Genomic DNA, 16,122 nt, shown 5'->3' with positions numbered 1-16,122 from the left:
GCAGGATGGATCGAAGCCGCGCAAGCGGCGTTGGCGCACGGCAGGCTTGGAATCGATCGATGATCGTCTACGGCGACCACAAACGAACGGAAGACGCGCGGCAGCTTCGCAAGGCTGCAGGCAAAATGGCGGAAAGCCTCGATCGCATGCCCTGTGGCATCCAACGCCACGCTGCCTTGGTAGGGCTGTTCGTCAAGGTCTCGGAACTGGTCCAGGCGCTGGCTGATATCGAGTTCGAGGCCGGCGGCGGGGACACCGCTTCGCCGCGGCAGCGGCAAGGCGCCAAGCTGCTGGTCGGCCTTGCGGCGGAAGTGGCGAGGTCCTGGCAAAGCGGCTTCGCGGTAAGCGGCGCCGTCGATCCCGTGCTGAGGCAAATGCTGGCGGCGCTCGACTGCCAGGGCAAGGTTCTTACCGGCACGGCCGAGGGGTACGCCCATTATGCGCTTTATCCGGAAAGCTATCTCGGCGCGGCGCGGGCATCAGGCCTCGACGCGAATACATGCGTCATCGGCATCCGCAGCATTGGCCTCGGGCTTGCCGCCCTGGTCGCCGCGGCGATCGACGCGCCGGCACCCATCAGCGTGCGCCCGATCGGCCATCCTTTCCGCAGGCATGTCAACGCCGACCCGGAATTGATCGGCGCCTGGAGGGACAAGCCGTCCGCCTGCTTCGGTGTCGTCGACGAGGGCCCCGGCCTGTCGGGCAGTTCGATGCACGCCGTCGTCGCGTGGTTGCGGCGGCTGGGCATCGGTAGGGCCCGCATCCACCTGTTCCCCAGCCATTCCGGTGGCCCGGGTGCCGAAGCCTCTGAGGAGGTTCGTGAGACATGGTCGGGTTGCCGCAAACATGTGGCGATGGCCTTCGAAAGCACCTTCCCGGGCGGCGCGCAAATGCCGACGTTACGCGATTGGGTGGCGGAGGCGACCGGCAGCCCGCAATTGGCCCTGTCCGAAATATCCGCTGGAGAGTGGCGAAACCTCCACTACGCCGAGGAGAGGCTCTGGCCGCCCAGTCAACGCGGCATCGAGCGGCGAAAATTCCTGGCGTCCGCAGGACGCGATCGGTGGCTCGTCAAATTTGCCGGCCTCGGTCAAATCGGGCAGCGCAAGATGCAAACCGCAGAGATGCTGAACGAAGCCGGTTTCGGACCGCGGATCGTCGGGCTTTGCCACGGCTTTCTGGTTGAACGGTGGGTCGACGGCAAGACAATGGATCAGGCAAGCCTATCGAAAGACAGGCTTGTCGCGAAGCTCGCACGCTATCTCGCCTGGCGTGCGGCCAATCTGGGAACTCCGGAGCCCGGTGCTCCATTGCCGGAACTCGTTGAGATGGCCATCCACAATGGCGCCGAAGCCCTTGGCGAGCAGTGCGCGGCAGAGCTGCGGAACTGGTTCTCGAAGCAAGGCCCCGCACAAGCGCTGTCACGGGTCGAGATCGACGGAAGGCTTCACCCGTGGGAGTTTCTCGTTTGTGCCGACGGGACGCTGGTCAAGACGGATGCCGTCGACCACTGCCGGGGACATGATTTGATCGGCTGCCAGCCCATAGAGTGGGATATTGCCGGCGCTCGCGTCGAATATGGATTTTCCGACAGCGAGCTAGCGACGTTGGTCCACCACATGGAAGCCGGGGAGCGGCTCAATATCGATACCGGCCTCATTGACTATCTCGAACCTTGCTACCTGGCGTTTCAACTGGGACTCTGGAACGTTGCTGCCCGATCCGAGCATGGCCCGGAGAAGCCAAGGCTGGTAGCTGCGGCAACGCGGTACAAGAATGGGCTGCTACGCTTCCTGGAGAGGTCCGGGCCCTGACGATCAGTCCAGTCTCCGCAGCATGTCCGCTTCGCGTTCGAGAATGGTGGCCACTTCCTCGCGCTGCAGATGCGTCATCATCAGGCTGACGCAGCACTCGAGATAGGTGATGGAGGCCCGTCGCAGAAAGGCAGCCGTCTCTCTTTCCGCAATCTGCTCGATATCCTTTGCGGATCGTTTGGGTTGCACGGGTCCGTTCTCCATAGCGGGGTCTCATCGTCAAACCCCGAGCTCGCCAGGATGTTCCGGGCAATCCGCAAAAGTGCGGCAGGAGGCATGACCGTGCTTGAGCGGTCATGCCGGGGGCACGTGGCTGCGGCGGCCTGGCTTCAGGCCGGAAGGTTTTGCAACCTGCCCGATCTTGCGTTTGTCGCAACAGCTGTCATCCGGCCGCCGTCGATCCCGCTGGTTTCGAGATTGGAGAAGTATCCGATCGTCTGCATCAGCCCTTGCGTGAGTGGCACTTTCGGCGTCCAGCCGAGCAGCGCCTTTGCACGCGAGATGTCGGGCTGCCTGCGGCGGGGGTCGTCTTGCGGCAAGGGCAGGAATTTCAGATCCGACTTGGTTCCGGTCATGTCCCTCACCATGGATGCCAGTCGCATGATGGTGAATTCTCCGGGATTGCCCAGGTTGACGGGTTTCCCGGGATTGGGATCGAGATCCATCAGGCGCATCATACCGTCGATCAGATCGGAGACGTAGCAGAAGGACCTTGTCTGCAACCCATCGCCGAATATCGTCATCGAGCGCTTCTCAAGCGCCTGCATGATCAGGTTCGAGACGATGCGGCCGTCGGCGGGGTCCATCCTGGGACCGTAGGTGTTGAAGATGCGGGCCACGCGAATATCGGCTTTTGCCGCTCTCAGATAATCGAAGCAAAGCGTTTCGGCGGTACGCTTGCCTTCGTCGTAGCAGGCGCGCGGGCCGGTGAAGTTCACATGGCCAACATAGTCTTCCCGTTGCGGATGTTGTTCCGGGTCGCCATAAACTTCACTTGTCGACGCCTGTAGGAATCGTGCGTTGTTGCGGACGGCGAGTTCGAGCAGGTTGAGGGTTCCGATGACGCAGGTGCGCGTGGTGTGTATCGGATCGGCCTGGTAGCGAGGCGGCGAAGCAGCGCATGCCAGGTTGAAAATGCGATCCACCGGCTCGCTGAGGTTCAGTGGCCGGCAGATATCCTGCTCGATCAGCCGGAAGCGCGGCTGGTCCATGATAGAGACGATGTTGTCCATGCGGCCGGTAAGGAAATTGTCGACGCAGATCACACGCCAGCCGTTGCGGAACAACGTTTCGCAAAGATGCGAGCCGAGGAAACCCGCGCCGCCGGCGACAAGCACTGTCTTCGCCCTTCGCGCTTTTCTTGTTTGCCGCATCGCTGTTTTCTCCTGTCTTTCAGTCATGCTGCGGTTCCGATATCGACATCGATCATCGCCGCTCTCGGTCCTGTCAGCAGCGACACGAATTCGCGGGCCCTGGCCGCACCGGTATGTGCTCCCAGGACGACTTCGCGCGCCCGGCCGGCCATGGCGAGCCGGGCGTGCTCGGATTCCCTGAGCAGGATATCGACGATGTCATCCCCCTTGTCGGCCATGTGGATCGCCGAAGCAGGAAAGAAGCTGTCGAGACCTGGCCAGCGATCGCTGATAATCGGCGTACCGCAAGCGGCCGCTTCGAAAAGGCGCACGCTGGGGGACCATCCGGCGGCGATCATCGATCTGCGCGTGACGTTGAGCGTGTAGCGCTGGCGGCTATAGAAAGCGGCATGATCGGCCGGCGGCAAATGTTCGATGCGTTCGACATTTTCGGGCCAGACGATGTCGGGCGGATATTGCGAGCCGGCGACGACAAAACGGCGGTCCGGCATGCGCCGTGCGGGCTCGAGCAACAGCGCGTTGAGCGTTGCCTGCCGGTCGGTGCTGTAGGTGCCGAGATAACCAAGATCCCAACCGACCGGGTCGGCGGTTCGGTGATGCCGTTCCGGATCGACCGAACAGTAGAGCGGTTCGGCGCGGCGCGCACCGAAATCCTGCGCCAGTCGGCCAAGCGTCGGCCCGCCGGTGAAGGAGAAATAGACATCGAAATACGGAATCTGGCGCCCACTAAGATAGTCGCATTCATCCGTCGAAAGCTTTGCCAGGGTCACCGGCGTGTCGATGTCATAAAAGCAGAGCGCCCCCTTGCAGAGCGCCGCGGCAATGTCGATGACCGCGCGCCCCTCCGGAACGAAGGACCCGACGACCACGACATCCGCCTGTTGCAGGCATCGTGCGCAGTCCTGTTGCAACTCATGGGTGGTTTCGTAATAGCGCAGGGCGCAGAAATCGGGATCGCGCAAATCGCGATGATTGGCGTACCACGGCACGTTACGCTCAAGGAATGTCACACGATGGCCGAGTTCGTGCAGGCCCTTCAGCAGGCCTCGAAAGGTCGTGGCGTGACCGTTTCCCCAGGACGAGGAGAGGGACAGGCCGAGAAAGACGATGTTGAGCCGCTTGGTCATCACGCCGCCTCCACGGTCCCGCGCTCGAAGTGCCGCTTCAAGACCGCGTCGGTCACCGCCGCTCTCATGGCGTAGGTATGTTCGCCGCGGACGCGGCGCAGTGCGGACGCGCCGATCGCCTTTGCCCGGTTGGGGGGCAAGGTGCGCATGATTTCGGCGACATCGCCGCCGTCGCGCGCGACCAGAATCTCCTCGCCGGGTTTCAGGAACAGTTCGACACCCAGCCACGCATCCGTGATGAGGCAGGCACCGGCGCCCGCCGCCTCGAAAACGCGGGTGGCCGGCGAAAAGCCGTTTGCGGCCATGCTGTCGCGGCTGATGTTCAACACCGCCTTAGGCGTGACGTTGAAGGCGTTGTGGTCGCGGGTGCCGACGTGGCCGAGCCAACTGACATTGGCGGGAAGCGGCTTGTCGCCCCAGCCCGATCCGCCAAGCAGGAAACGCTGCTCCTGCAAACGGCTGGCCGGATCGAGAAAAAACGCCTCGACGCGCGCCTCACGGTCCGGCAGCCGGTTTCCGAGGAAGGCGAGGTCACAAGCAAAACGCGCCTGACTGGCGACTGGATGGTGCGTTTCAGGATCAAGCGCATTGTAGATCGGCACGCATTCCTTCGCTCCCATGGCGCGATAGGCCCAGACCACGGGGTCGCCGCCGCCATAGGTCAACACAAGATCGATTTGCCGTAGCGCGGCATGCAGCGGATGGTCCGGTTCATCGCGCAATTGGCCGAGCGTCGCTGGAGCATCCACGTCCCAGAACACGACGAGCGCGTCAGGACGCGCGTGATCGAGCACGGCACGCAGCAGCGCCTCATCCTCGAAACCGACGCCGCTCGCCTTGACGACGATATCCGCCTCGGCGGCTTGCGCCGCCACCTGCATCAGCGCGTGCCGGGTCGCCTCGTAGACGACGACGGCGCACCAATCCGGCGCCTCGATGTCGCGGTTGTTCCGGCGGTCATAGACGTCAGGTTCATAGAAGGTGATTTCGTAGCCGAGTTGGGAAAGCGCCTTGAGCAACCCACGGTAATAGGTAGCGGCGCCGTTCCAGTAGGACGACAACAGGCTCGATCCATAAAAAGCGATCTTCATTCAGCAGCTTCCTTTGCGGCGGTCGGATTGGTGATGTGTTGAGGTCCGCATTCGGCGAGCACGCCGAACAACTCGTCCACGCGGTGCCGGCATGTGTGCCGCAGGCGGATGGTCTCAAGACCAGACGCTGCCAAGGAGGCAGCGAAATCCGCGTCGCTGAGTACGGCCCGGAGGTGTTGCCGCATCTGGGAGCCATTGTCCGCAAACAGGAAATCGACGCCTGGTCTGAACAGTTGCTCGGTGTCGGACCAAGGGGCCGAAATCAGCGGAATGCCGCAGGCGAGCGCCTCGAACACGCGGATGGTCGGAATGCCGGGCAGGCCTTCCCGATAGGGGCGGCGCGGAACATGTACCGTGACACGATGCGCTGCGAACGCCTTCGGCACGTCGGCATTGGCGATCCAACCTTCATGGCGCAGGCCGGCGGCTGCGAGATCGGCGAGCGCCTGCCTGGGGTAGCGCACGCCATGAACGGTGGCCTCGAGGCCGAGTTCGTGCACCGGCTCGATCAGAAATTCCTTGAGTTCTGCGGTACGCTCGTCGTCGCCCCAGTTTCCGATCCAGATCAGGTCTGACGCAGGGCGGATCTCCGGGTGCGGTCTGAACAGGCGGTCGTCAGCCGCCTCGTGCCAGGTGAAGACGCGTTTGCCCCACCCGGCGCGCAGGTAGCTCTCGCGCAACGCTTCGCCAAAGGCGAGGACGCCGTCGTAATGCTCCAGCTGGAGCGCCGAGATCGCCTCGGTCGCCGACACGGCGCGGTGGTGGGTGTCGTGAAACAGGAGGATGAAATTGCCGCCCCTGGCCCTGGCGCGACCAATGCGCGCTACGAGGTCCGGCTCGGTCCATTCATGGACGACCACCACGTCCGCATCGGCGATCCAGGCCTCGTGGTCAAAGCCGGCATCGTAGGTCACCGGCATCAGCTCTGGGAAATCGTTCCTGAAGCGCTCGATGGCGAAGGAGCCCTTCTCGGCCAGCAGATTCGAGCGGCTCCAGCCGTCCGCCGGCTCCAGCGCGATCGCCTGATGCTGGCGTGCGACCAGCTCCCGCATGATGCCGCGCAGGAAATGTGCGTTGCCGTGGTTCCAGTCGGAAACGACCGAATGGGTATAGAACAGAAAGCGCATGATCAGCGCTCCGCCATCGCTAGGGCCGCTTTGTCGTAGACGTCGCGCATGGCCGCTGCCTGCCTCGCCAACGAAAACCTGCGGCTCCGGCGCAGGGCTGCCCATCCGAGCTCCCGCCTGTGCTGCGCATCCGCGGAGAGACGGTTGATGCAGGCGGCGAGATCATGCGGATCGCGCGCGTCGTAGAATAACGCGGCCCCGTCCCATAACTCGCGGTAGGTGGCGATGTCGGATAGAACCAGCGGCGTTGCCGACATGGCCGCTTCCAGCGTCGCCAGGCCGAACGGCTCGTAGAGCGATGGCGACACGAAGATTCCGGCGCGCGCCATCAGGGAGCGCATCTCATCATGCGGTAGCGCTCCGAGAGCGACGGCATGGCTGAAGCCGGCGCGCTGGCCGTCCGGACCTTGCGTGGAACCGGCTGCAAAGACGGGCCATTGCGTTATCGACGCGGCCTGGTCGATCACCGCGGCGTTCTTGGCTTCATCCCACCAGCGGGCGGCGGCGAAGACGAGCGGTTGACGCTTTTCGGCTTTCGCTACCGGGCGGGCGCCGTTGGCGACGACATTGAGACGCGCGATTTGTCCATAGCAGGTTTCGAGCACGCCGGCGTGGCTGTGGCTCGGCGCGATGACGGCGTCGGCCGTGTCGAAGCCGCGCCTGTTGCGCTGCTTCTGCCAGTCCCATGCACTGTCCACCGCCTGTCCCTTGACGGCATGGAACCATGTGACCACGCAGGAATGCGAGACCACCACGATAGGGCAGGGCGCATCGAGCCCCACTGCCTGCGTCGGCGCATTGAGATGAACAAGGTCGATGGCGTGGTCACGAATGGGCGCATGCAACTCCCCCGGCAACGCATCGAGGTCGCAGGCATTGCGGGTCATCCAGTCCGGCGGCGTGTTCAGCCAGGTCAGTGTCGCTAAGGACTGTGCTTCTTCGGCTTGTTGCGTGGATGGTTCCGGACCAAGACCGGCAAGCAAAACGCTGTCCCCGCCGTCCACGAATTCCCGGGTCAGATCGAGCGCGTACCGCCACACGCCGCCCACGGCATCGACCGTCATCAAGATGCGCCGCGAACGCGGGGTCAGTGTCCGCAACATGTCGCCTCCAGCTCCGCCAGCGGACGCGGGCGCTTCTCCTGGATGTCGCTGAATTTTTGGAACGATGCGAGATAGTGCTCATGCGCGCGCTCCCAGGCGATGTCGTCGGGCTCGCCCCAAAGCTCGCGATAGCTGGGCGAACTCGGATAGGGATAGAGCGGTACCGGCTCATTGGCCCATACGCCGTTGTCTATCAGGTGGTTTCGCCAGTGGTCGACCAGGGCAGGGTCATCTTCGACCACGCCGATCAGGTTGGCCTGGACGAAGGGAACATGGCGTCTTGCGTCGACGAGGAGCGCGGCGAGTTCCTCCGTGCCCAGCCGGCAGCGCTTGGCCAGCATGGCCCGGCCCTCTACCGTCAGGCTTTCGAGGCCCGCTTCGATGGACACGCAACCTGCCGCGCCAAGCAATTCCAGAAGCTCGGGCTTCCACAGGTCGATGCGGGTCTGTACGCCGAACTTCACCTCGCGGTCGATCAGTGCCTCCAGCAAGGCTTTCTGCGGCAGGAAGATCTCGTCGATGAAGTAGATGTAGCCGACACCTTGGGCGATCAGCCGGTCTATCTCCGTCACGACCGCCTCGTGATTTCGGCGGCGATAGGCATCGCGGAAATCCATCTTGGCGCAGAAGCTGCAATTGTAAGGGCAGCCGCGCGATGCCTCGACTTCCGCGCCGAACCCCACTTGGTGGTCGTCGAACCTGTGATGGTGGTGCGCGTGCGCGGCGATCCAGTCTGACGGCCATTCGAGCGGCGGATGGTCGACGAACGAACTGGCGTGGACGGCGCCGTTCGAGACCAGCCTTGCTTCGCTAAAGTAGGCGGTTGACGACACCGCACTCCAATCGTGGCGCCGCGCGAGGTCGGCCACGACCTCCTCGCATTCGCCGCGCACGACGATGTCGACGCCGAGCTTGCGCAGGGTTGGCGCCGGTGTCGCCGAGCCATGCGGCCCCACTGCGACGGTGCGCCCGCCGCGCCCGGCAAGGCGGTTGAGAAAATCGGCTGGCACGCGCAATTCTGGCGGTGCGCAGCGCCAGAACAGATAGGTCGGCGCAGTGGTGACGACCGTCATTGCCGGCGCGAACTCGGCCACCCGTTCGGAAAGGCTGGAATTGTCAAGCTTCTGAAGCTGTCCGTCCAGCATCAGCACCTCATGGCCGGCCCGTTCGAGCAAGGCTTTCGAGTAGCCGAGTTCCAGCGGCAGATGCGGTTGGCGGCAGCCGAAATAGATGCTGTCGTCGTAGGTCCAGAACGGATTGACCAACGCGATTTTCATGCGACGTACCTCTCGGCTTCGGCGTGGGGTTCGAGCCGGTGATGCTGCAACCATTCGGCGAGGTCGCGGATGCCTTCGCGCCACGAAACATGCGCCGCCCAGCCAAGCGTGGTTTGCATCTTCCTGGTATCGGCGACGAAGAAGGGCTGGTCGCCGGTCCGCTCTGCCTCATAGCGGACCGACAGTGCTCGATCCGTCAGGCTGCCGATCTCGCTCAACAGCATGCGCAGGCTGAGCGCATTTTCCGGTCCGCCGCCGAGATTGAACGCCTGGCCCGTGATCGTCTCGATCCGGTCGAGCACGGCCCTGTAGGCCGCAACCGCGTCGGAGACGTGCAGGATGTCGCGCACCTGCCTGCCGTCGCCGTAAATGGTTATCGGCCGCCCCGAAAGCGCGCAAAGCAGGAAATGCGCAACCCAGCCCTGGTCCTCCGTTCCGAACTGGCGTGGGCCGTAGATGCAGCTCATCCGCAGGACCGCCGTCGGCAAGCCATAGGACTTGGCGTAGTCGAGCACGTACTGGTCCGCCGCGCCTTTGGAGCAGCCATAGGGTGTGCAAAAGTCCAGGCTGCGGCCCTCGCCGATGCCCTCGGTGCGGATCGCAGGGTCGCAGGGCACATAGCGCTCGCCCTCCGGGCGAACCGCGATGTCGGGGAGGCTGCCGTACACCTTGTTGGTGCTGGCGAAGATCACCGGGATGCGTTCGCCGCTCTGTCGCGCCGCCTCCAGAACGTTGAAAGTTCCCCTAAGGTTGATGTCGAAATCCTCGCCCGGTCGAACCAGGCTGGTTGTGACGGCGGTCTGCGCGGCCAGGTGGAATATGGCTTTCGACCCCGTCAGGGCCGAAGCCAGGGCGTTGGCGTCGCGCACATCCACGGTTTCCAAGGTGAGGCGGCTTCCATGCTTGTGCGACAACCATTCAAGGTTCTGTTCGACACCGGCGCGACTGAGATTGTCGATCACCAGCACCGGCTCGCCGTCCGACAACAGGCTGTCGGCGAGATTGGACCCGATGAAGCCGCTGCCGCCGACGATGGCGACAGGTGCTTGGCGACGGTTGCGCCGACCCGGCTTCATGACACCAGCCCGCGTTCTTCGAGCTCGCGTTTCATGTCGGCGCCGCGATCGATGGCAATCGTGTTGCGCACCCAGGAAACGAAGTCGCCGAGGGAATTCTCCAACTGCCGCCCCGGCTCGAAACCCAGCAGTTCACGCGCCTTGCAAATGTCGGCGAAGCAGTTGCGAATGTCGCCGGAACGCGCTTTGCCGAGCAGCTCGGGCGAGCGGTCCGGCGTTCCCATGGCTTCGGCCAAAAGGCGCGCGACATCGCGGATCGCATAAGCCCGGCCGCTTCCAATGTTGATGACGTGGCCTTTCGCCTGGCGTTGCTCCAGCGCTAGGCGAAAGGCGCGGGCGACGTCACGTACATGAACGAAATCGCGCTTCTGCTGGCCGTCTTCGAAGATCATCGGCCGCTTGCCGTTGGCGAGACGCGAGGCGAAGTTGGCCAGCACGCCGGTATAGGGGTTTGAAAGCGCCTGTCCGGCGCCGAAAACGTTGAACAGGCGCAGCGCCACCGCATCCACGCCATAGGCTTCGCCGAAGATCAGCACGGCGCGTTCCTGGGCATATTTCGTCAATGCATAGATGGATGCGAGATCGACCGGCTTTTCTTCGTCTGTCGGCAACGGCGAGAGGGGTTGACCGTCCGCAGACAAGGGATTCCACTGTCCGCCTTTGAGATCGTTGGCCTTGCGCCGGGCGTTGCCGATGCGCCGGCCGTCGGGCGTGGCGTACAGACCTTCGCCATAGACGCTCATCGAGGACGCGACGACGATCCGCTCGACCGGGTGCTTGATCAACGCCTCGAGCAGTGTTGCGGTGCCGAGATCGTTGGCGCCGACATAGCGGGCGATCTCGTACATGGATTGGCCGACGCCGACTTCCGCGGCCAGGTGAACCACCCCGTCGACGCCGTTCAGCGCCTTGGTGACGGCTTCGCGATCGCGCACGTCGCCCTTGATCAGTTCGGCTCCAGCGGGAAGGTTGACCGCTTCGCCTGCATGCACCTGATCCAGCAATGCATCTAGGATGCAAACCGAATAACCGTGATCGGCGAATTCTTGTGCGACGTGGCGACCAATGAAACCACAGCCCCCTGTGACCAGTATACGTTTCACGACAACTCCTCGGACTGGTGACCTCGGCGCCCCCAACTTCTCGGCAAAAGCTTTGTTCCCTGCGCATCAACAAAGTTCTCCTGGCGGTTTCATTCGACAGCAGGCGCATCGCACCACGCGACGGGTGCTGGAACATTGCCTGCCGTGTGCTGTTAGGACGCTCAACAGTTGCCGCGGTGCGTGCGCGGCGAGAGAGCAGGCCGAAAGGAGATTTCGATGTCGCAATCGCAGACGACCACCAATCACGAGGAGATTCGCAAATGGGCCGAGGAGCGGAACGGCCGGCCGGCAGTGGTGCGAACCAAGGGCGAGGGTGGCATCCTGCGGATCGATTTCGGCGAGCCCGAGGAGGCATTCGAACCAGTCGAATGGGATGAGTTCTTCCGGATATTCGATGAGAACCGTCTGGCTTTTCTTTACCAGGCCAACACCGGCGGCGGGCAGACCAGCCGTTTCAACAAGTTCGTCGAGCGTGACCAAAAGGGCTGACCGAGGGCCCGGCCGTCGATCAATCGGAAGCCTGGTTCGGCTCAGTTCAGAAGCCTTGCGCCGCTGGACTTTGCCAAATCGCGCATAATGGCGTTAAGCCAGTCTTCGGTAGACTGGCCGATCCGCCTTTGGTCGATGTCACGGATCGCTCGCTCGAGCGTCCTTTCGACAAGCCGGTCGGAGGCTTCCACATCCCCCAGCAACAGACGTGCCGCAAGCCTGAGTTTGGGCAGGAGCGAAAACACGTCGTCCGGCGAACTTGGCACAAAGCCGCTCGCCGCAGCCGGACTTTGCGGCGGGAAAAGAGCATTGAATACAGCCCCGCTGCCCGAGGATTTTCGCAGGTTGCTGGCATGCCGGAGATGTTCGGGAATGGCGATATCGCTGTCACCGCTGAAAAACACGAACGGCACGCCACGGCGCATCAGTTCGTCCGCGATTGGAAAGACCCGTCGTCCGTTGAGGTTGACGTCGAGGATGGCAGCCTCGGCCGATTCGGTGTGCAATGATGCTTGTTCGACCGTCGCTGCCGGTCCCAGAATGATCGCACCCATATTGCTGAAATAACGGGCGAGATCTCCGGCTACCATCCATTCGTCTTCGACGATCAGAAGATGCACCCCTTGCAGATCGCGCACCTCGTCATCCTTTCTCGAGCAGTATCTGGTGGAAACAGTCTCCCTCGCCGAGCCTGCTGGGTGTTTCGGCACGAGCCCGGCCGAGATCGTCGAGCAATTCCACGCCGCTGACTCCATGTGCGTCGGGAGCTTTGTTTCAGATGGACGGTTGGTCATTGAACACTTGAACTCCAAATTCAACGCCATCCGTCGCGACTTGTTCCGTATCTCCGCCGCGCCTATGCTTACCTGCTGTCCAGCCTGCTTCATAAGTGATTTCGCCCACAGGTGCCGAAAGGGGAACGTCCAGTGACAGCCCAGTCGAAAAGATTTCCCATCGTTGGCGTCGGCGCGTCCGCCGGCGGGATTCCGGCGATGGAAGGGCTGTTTAAGGGTATGGCCGATCAGCCCGGCATGGCGTTCGTCGTCATCACTCATCTCAGCCCTAAGCGAGAGAGCCTGTTGCACGAGGTTGTCGGCCGCTACACCGAAATGCCGGTCGAAGTCGCGGCGGACGGCATGATCGTTCAACCGAACCACGTCTATGTCATGCCGCAGAACGTCATCCTGACCATCGACAAGGGAATGCTGCGCCTGCGCCGGCCCAACGGGTTCAGCCAGGAACGCAAACCCATAGACATCTTCTTCAGCGCATTAGCCGAAGACCAGGGCGAACATGCCGTCGGCGTCATCCTGTCGGGCGGAGATTCCGATGGAACCTTGGGCGCCAAGGCGATCAAGGAGCGTGGGGGGCTCACCGTCGCGCAGATCTCCGACGGCTACGGCCCGCGCAATCCCGATATGCCGCAGAGCGCCATCACCAGCGGACTTGTCGATATAGCCGCGCCCGCCGAGGAGATCGGCACGAAGCTGGAAGCCTTCGCCCGCGGCTTCGACGCGTTAAATGGGTTGGCGGAGGAGGATAGCGTCCGAACGGCAGGTATGGAAAAGGTTCTGTCCCAGATCTACGGCATCCTGCGCAGCCACTCAGGCCATGATTTCTCGGGCTACAAGACCAAGACGTTCCTGCGACGCATCAAGCGGCGGATGCAGATCGCGCAGATGCAATCCATTGGCGCATACGTTGAATGGCTGCAAAAGGACCCTCGCGAGGTGATGAACCTTTTTCGCGACCTGCTGATCAACGTCACCAACTTCTTTCGCGATCCCGAGGCCTTCGAACTGCTCGAGCGAAAGATCGTACCGCAACTCTTTGAAGGCAAGACCGCCAACGACATCGTCAGGGTGTGGATTCCCGGCTGCGCCACAGGCGAAGAGGTGTTCTCCATCGGTATCCTGCTGCGTGAACATGTGGAAAAGCTCCCGGTCGTTCCGCGAATCCAGATATTCGCGACCGATATCGACGAACCGGCGCTGGCGGTGGCGCGGGCAGGGCGCTATCCCGAAGCCCTGCTGCAGGGACTTTCCCCCGAACGCCGCCAGCGGTTTTTCAATGGCGACGGCGACACCTATGTCATCAGCAACGAGATACGGGAGCTGTGCATCTTTTCGCCGCACAGCGTCGTTCGCGACCCGCCTTTCTCACGCATGGACCTGGTGTCGTGCCGTAACCTGCTGATCTATTTCGGCCCAGCCATTCAGAACCGGGTCATTCCTATTTTCCATTACGCCCTGAAGCCCGGGGGATACCTTTTTCTCGGCACCTCGGAGAGCGTCGGACAGAACGACAATCTGTTCGCCACCGTCGACAAGAAACATCGTATCTTCCAGGCGCGGGAGCATGCCTCGCCGCATGTCAGGCTGCCCGCCCTGATCGGCGATAGCCGTTCGGGCGCATTCCCGTCCGAGAGCACCGGCTTGAGGAAGGGAGCCGCCGGTTATCCGTTGCGCCAGGCGGTCGAGGCGCAGGTGCTGGAGCGCTTCGCCCCCCCGCATGTGCTGGTCAATGCCGAAGGCGACGTCGTCTACTACTCAGCTCGCACCGGAAAATATCTCGAGGCGCCGCAAGGCATTCCCAGCCGGCAATTGTTGACAATGGCGCGGCGCGGGCTGCGGCTCGACCTGCGCGCCGCACTGCGGGAGGCGACGTCGACGCGCCGGACCGTCGTGCGGGAAAATCTCACGGTCGAGGAGGATGATGAGCGGATCCAGCCGATCAAGCTCACCATCGAGCCGCTGGCGGAACGCGACAATGGCGAGCCGCTCTATCTCGTCCTGTTCGAACCGTCGGGACCTACGCAGATCCGAACAGACGAAGGCGGCAGCCATGACACCGATAGCACCGCTGATCTCGAGCGGGAACTGCGCGATACGAGGGAGCGCCTGCAATCGACGATCGAGGAATATGAGACCGCACTGGAAGAGGTGAAATCGTCTAACGAGGAACTCGTCTCCGTCAACGAGGAAGCACAATCGACCAATGAGGAACTTGAGGCTTCGAAGGAGGAAATGCAGTCGCTCAATGAGGAGCTGAACACCATCAATGCCGAGTTGACGAACAAGATCGAGGAACTCGATCACGCCAACAGCGATCTGCGCAATCTGTTCGAAAGCACGGAGATTGCCACCATTTTCCTCGATCGCAATCTGGTGGTGCGAACCTTCACGCCCGCAGCTTCGTCCTTCTTCAGTCTGCGTCCTTCCGACGTAGGCCGGCCGCTGACGGACCTGTCGAGCCAGCTCGACTATCCCGAGTTGAAGCAGCATATCGCCGAGGTGTTCGAGACCGGCGAGACCCTGAACCACCACCTCACGCGCGACAGCGCCGGGCGGTTTCACATGGTCCATATCAATCCCTATCGGGACAAGGGCAACCGGGTTCAGGGCGTGGTCGTGACACTGGTCGACGTCACCACCCTGGCTCAGGCGGAAGAGCATCAGCAGGTTCTCATCTCTGAGCTCAACCACCGGGTCAAGAACATGCTGGCGGTGATCGTCAGCATTGCGAGCCGTACGCGGGAGAAATCCCTGTCGAAGGATGAATTCGCGGAAGCCTTGATCGGACGCTTGCATGCGATGTCGCGGGCCTATGGATTGTTGAGCCGGAAAAGCTGGAAGGAAGCTTCGGTCAGCGAACTGCTTCACCAGGAACTCGAACCGTTTGGCATTGAACGGTTCGAACTGAACGGCCACGAGATAGAACTTGGACCGCAACAGGGTCTTTCCCTCAGCATGGCCGTCCACGAACTGGCCACCAACGCGGCCAAATATGGCGCCCTGTCCAAACCTCGTGGCAAGGTGATGGTGATGTGGTCGATCGCTGACGACATCTTCACGTTTACCTGGAGCGAGAAGGACGGTCCCCCCGTCAATGAACCCGTCGGCAGCGGCTTCGGCCTCACGCTGCTGCAGGGAGAGATCGGCTACAGGCTTGGCGGCCATGTCGAAACCGCTTTTCGCAAGGAAGGCCTCAACGTTCAGATCGCATTTCCCGTTAACCGGAGGGAGGGGTCGTGAACGACGGACCGCGCGTCCTGGTTGTCGAGGACGAATGGCTGATCGCGGAAGACACCGCGTTAGTCCTGCGTGGCGCCGGTTACCAGGTGGTCGGTCCCGCGCCTTCGGTCGCCGCGGCGCTTCGTCTCGTCGGCTCGGACAAGATCGACATGGCGTTGCTGGACATTCAGTTGAACGGTGAAACGAGCCTGCCCCTCGCGGAGACATTGCAGGCGCAGGGTATTCCCTTCGCCCTCATGACGGGATTTGGCGCGCGCGACTTACCGGCATCCTTTCGCGATTGCAAATTCGTGCCCAAGCCGGCGACTGAAGCAACCATCCTGGCTGCGCTGGCCGATCTGGGGTCGCTGCGCGACGTTTCGCGTTGACGGGTCACTCCAAGGGCGCCGCAGGATCAGCCCAAGGGCTTGTCCGCCGGTCGCGGAGTCGTGCTGGCCTGACGGGGACGACCGGCATTTCGATTGGCTGTGGGATTGTCCAGGGGAGGGGCTGAAGGGTGAGATCCTCC

Annotated in this window: 14 protein-coding genes; 4 read left to right on the top strand and 10 right to left on the bottom strand. The window is 62.6% G+C overall.

What is annotated here, in order from left to right:
• Positions 1 to 59: 59 nt before the first annotated feature.
• Positions 60 to 1,814 carry a hypothetical protein gene (locus LB532_RS26915; RefSeq protein WP_140638364.1) on the top strand — a complete coding sequence of 585 codons (1,755 nt, stop codon included), beginning with the start codon at positions 60 to 62 and terminating at the stop codon, positions 1,812 to 1,814.
• A 3-nt stretch (positions 1,815 to 1,817) separates the two neighbouring features.
• Here the strand turns inward: LB532_RS26915 and LB532_RS26910 are convergent, their stop codons facing one another.
• The 9 genes from LB532_RS26910 to LB532_RS26870 all read right to left on the bottom strand — a co-directional run bounded on the left by LB532_RS26910 (position 1,818) and on the right by LB532_RS26870 (position 11,091).
• Entirely contained in the window at positions 1,818 to 2,003 is a 186-nt protein-coding gene (locus LB532_RS26910) for a hypothetical protein (protein WP_140497402.1), read from the bottom strand.
• A gap of 140 nt (positions 2,004 to 2,143) precedes the next feature.
• Positions 2,144 to 3,187 carry a UDP-glucuronic acid decarboxylase family protein gene (locus LB532_RS26905; protein ID WP_140638365.1) on the bottom strand — a complete coding sequence of 348 codons (1,044 nt, stop codon included), beginning with the start codon at positions 3,185 to 3,187 and terminating at the stop codon, positions 2,144 to 2,146.
• Between the two features lie 23 nt (positions 3,188 to 3,210).
• A complete protein-coding gene (locus LB532_RS26900) occupies positions 3,211 to 4,314 on the bottom strand; it encodes a glycosyltransferase (RefSeq protein WP_140638366.1) in 1,104 nt (367 codons plus the stop codon).
• Complete coding sequence (locus tag LB532_RS26895) at positions 4,314 to 5,405, bottom strand: glycosyltransferase (RefSeq protein WP_140638367.1); 1,092 nt, start codon at positions 5,403 to 5,405, stop codon at positions 4,314 to 4,316. Before LB532_RS26895 ends, LB532_RS26900 begins: the two co-directional genes overlap by 1 nt.
• The gene (locus tag LB532_RS26890) at positions 5,402 to 6,532 is read right to left on the bottom strand and encodes a glycosyltransferase (RefSeq protein ID WP_140638368.1); all 1,131 of its coding nucleotides are present in this window, start codon (positions 6,530 to 6,532) and stop codon (positions 5,402 to 5,404) included. Before LB532_RS26890 ends, LB532_RS26895 begins: the two co-directional genes overlap by 4 nt.
• A 2-nt stretch (positions 6,533 to 6,534) precedes the next feature.
• On the bottom strand, positions 6,535 to 7,635 hold the full coding sequence (locus tag LB532_RS26885) for a glycosyltransferase family 4 protein (RefSeq protein WP_140638369.1): 1,101 nt from the start codon (positions 7,633 to 7,635) through the stop codon (positions 6,535 to 6,537).
• Positions 7,620 to 8,912, bottom strand: coding sequence for a TIGR04295 family B12-binding domain-containing radical SAM protein (locus tag LB532_RS26880; protein WP_140638370.1), 1,293 nt, complete (start codon positions 8,910 to 8,912; stop codon positions 7,620 to 7,622). Before LB532_RS26880 ends, LB532_RS26885 begins: the two co-directional genes overlap by 16 nt.
• Entirely contained in the window at positions 8,909 to 9,988 is a 1,080-nt protein-coding gene (locus tag LB532_RS26875) for an NAD-dependent epimerase/dehydratase family protein (RefSeq protein ID WP_140638371.1), read from the bottom strand. Before LB532_RS26875 ends, LB532_RS26880 begins: the two co-directional genes overlap by 4 nt.
• On the bottom strand, positions 9,985 to 11,091 hold the full coding sequence (locus tag LB532_RS26870) for an NAD-dependent epimerase/dehydratase family protein (protein WP_140638372.1): 1,107 nt from the start codon (positions 11,089 to 11,091) through the stop codon (positions 9,985 to 9,987). Before LB532_RS26870 ends, LB532_RS26875 begins: the two co-directional genes overlap by 4 nt.
• A 216-nt stretch (positions 11,092 to 11,307) precedes the next feature.
• Here LB532_RS26870 and LB532_RS26865 point away from each other — a divergent pair, with 216 nt between their 5' ends.
• Complete coding sequence (locus LB532_RS26865) at positions 11,308 to 11,580, top strand: hypothetical protein (protein ID WP_140497420.1); 273 nt, start codon at positions 11,308 to 11,310, stop codon at positions 11,578 to 11,580.
• Positions 11,581 to 11,621: 41 nt separating this feature from the next.
• Here LB532_RS26865 and LB532_RS26860 read toward each other — a convergent pair whose 3' ends face one another.
• Positions 11,622 to 12,635: a hypothetical protein gene (locus LB532_RS26860; RefSeq protein WP_224557466.1), complete on the bottom strand. Its 1,014-nt coding sequence runs from the start codon at positions 12,633 to 12,635 to the stop codon at positions 11,622 to 11,624.
• Between LB532_RS26860 and LB532_RS26855 the strand changes: the two genes are divergently transcribed.
• Together LB532_RS26855 and LB532_RS26850 are read left to right on the top strand one after the other, a co-directional pair.
• Positions 12,573 to 15,614, top strand: coding sequence for a CheR family methyltransferase (locus LB532_RS26855; RefSeq protein ID WP_246674423.1), 3,042 nt, complete (start codon positions 12,573 to 12,575; stop codon positions 15,612 to 15,614). The two genes, LB532_RS26860 and LB532_RS26855, sit on opposite strands and share 63 nt — an antisense overlap.
• Positions 15,611 to 15,982 carry a response regulator gene (locus LB532_RS26850; protein WP_140638374.1) on the top strand — a complete coding sequence of 124 codons (372 nt, stop codon included), beginning with the start codon at positions 15,611 to 15,613 and terminating at the stop codon, positions 15,980 to 15,982. Before LB532_RS26855 ends, LB532_RS26850 begins: the two co-directional genes overlap by 4 nt.
• The last annotated feature ends 140 nt before the right edge of the window (positions 15,983 to 16,122 follow it).

The sequence above is a fragment of the Mesorhizobium sp. ESP-6-2 genome, assembly GCF_020164675.1.
GTDB lineage: Bacteria > Pseudomonadota > Alphaproteobacteria > Rhizobiales > Rhizobiaceae > Mesorhizobium.
The sequence above is the reverse complement of the archived record's forward strand: the minus strand, read 5'-3'. Positions and strand labels throughout refer to the sequence as shown.

Bases quoted from the DNA above. Each gene is read 5' to 3' on its own strand.
- LB532_RS26915 (WP_140638364.1), top strand. From the start codon at position 60: ATGATCGTCTACGGCGACCACAAACGAACGGAAGACGCGCGGCAGCTT.
- LB532_RS26905 (WP_140638365.1), bottom strand. From the start codon at position 3,187: ATGCGGCAAACAAGAAAAGCGCGAAGGGCGAAGACAGTGCTTGTCGCC.
- LB532_RS26900 (WP_140638366.1), bottom strand. From the start codon at position 4,314: ATGACCAAGCGGCTCAACATCGTCTTTCTCGGCCTGTCCCTCTCCTCG.
- LB532_RS26895 (WP_140638367.1), bottom strand. From the start codon at position 5,405: ATGAAGATCGCTTTTTATGGATCGAGCCTGTTGTCGTCCTACTGGAAC.
- LB532_RS26890 (WP_140638368.1), bottom strand. From the start codon at position 6,532: ATGCGCTTTCTGTTCTATACCCATTCGGTCGTTTCCGACTGGAACCAC.
- LB532_RS26885 (WP_140638369.1), bottom strand. From the start codon at position 7,635: ATGTTGCGGACACTGACCCCGCGTTCGCGGCGCATCTTGATGACGGTC.
- LB532_RS26880 (WP_140638370.1), bottom strand. From the start codon at position 8,912: ATGAAAATCGCGTTGGTCAATCCGTTCTGGACCTACGACGACAGCATC.
- LB532_RS26875 (WP_140638371.1), bottom strand. From the start codon at position 9,988: ATGAAGCCGGGTCGGCGCAACCGTCGCCAAGCACCTGTCGCCATCGTC.
- LB532_RS26865 (WP_140497420.1), top strand. From the start codon at position 11,308: ATGTCGCAATCGCAGACGACCACCAATCACGAGGAGATTCGCAAATGG.
- LB532_RS26855 (WP_246674423.1), top strand. From the start codon at position 12,573: ATGGAAGGGCTGTTTAAGGGTATGGCCGATCAGCCCGGCATGGCGTTC.
- LB532_RS26860 (WP_224557466.1), bottom strand. From the start codon at position 12,635: ATGAGTGATGACGACGAACGCCATGCCGGGCTGATCGGCCATACCCTT.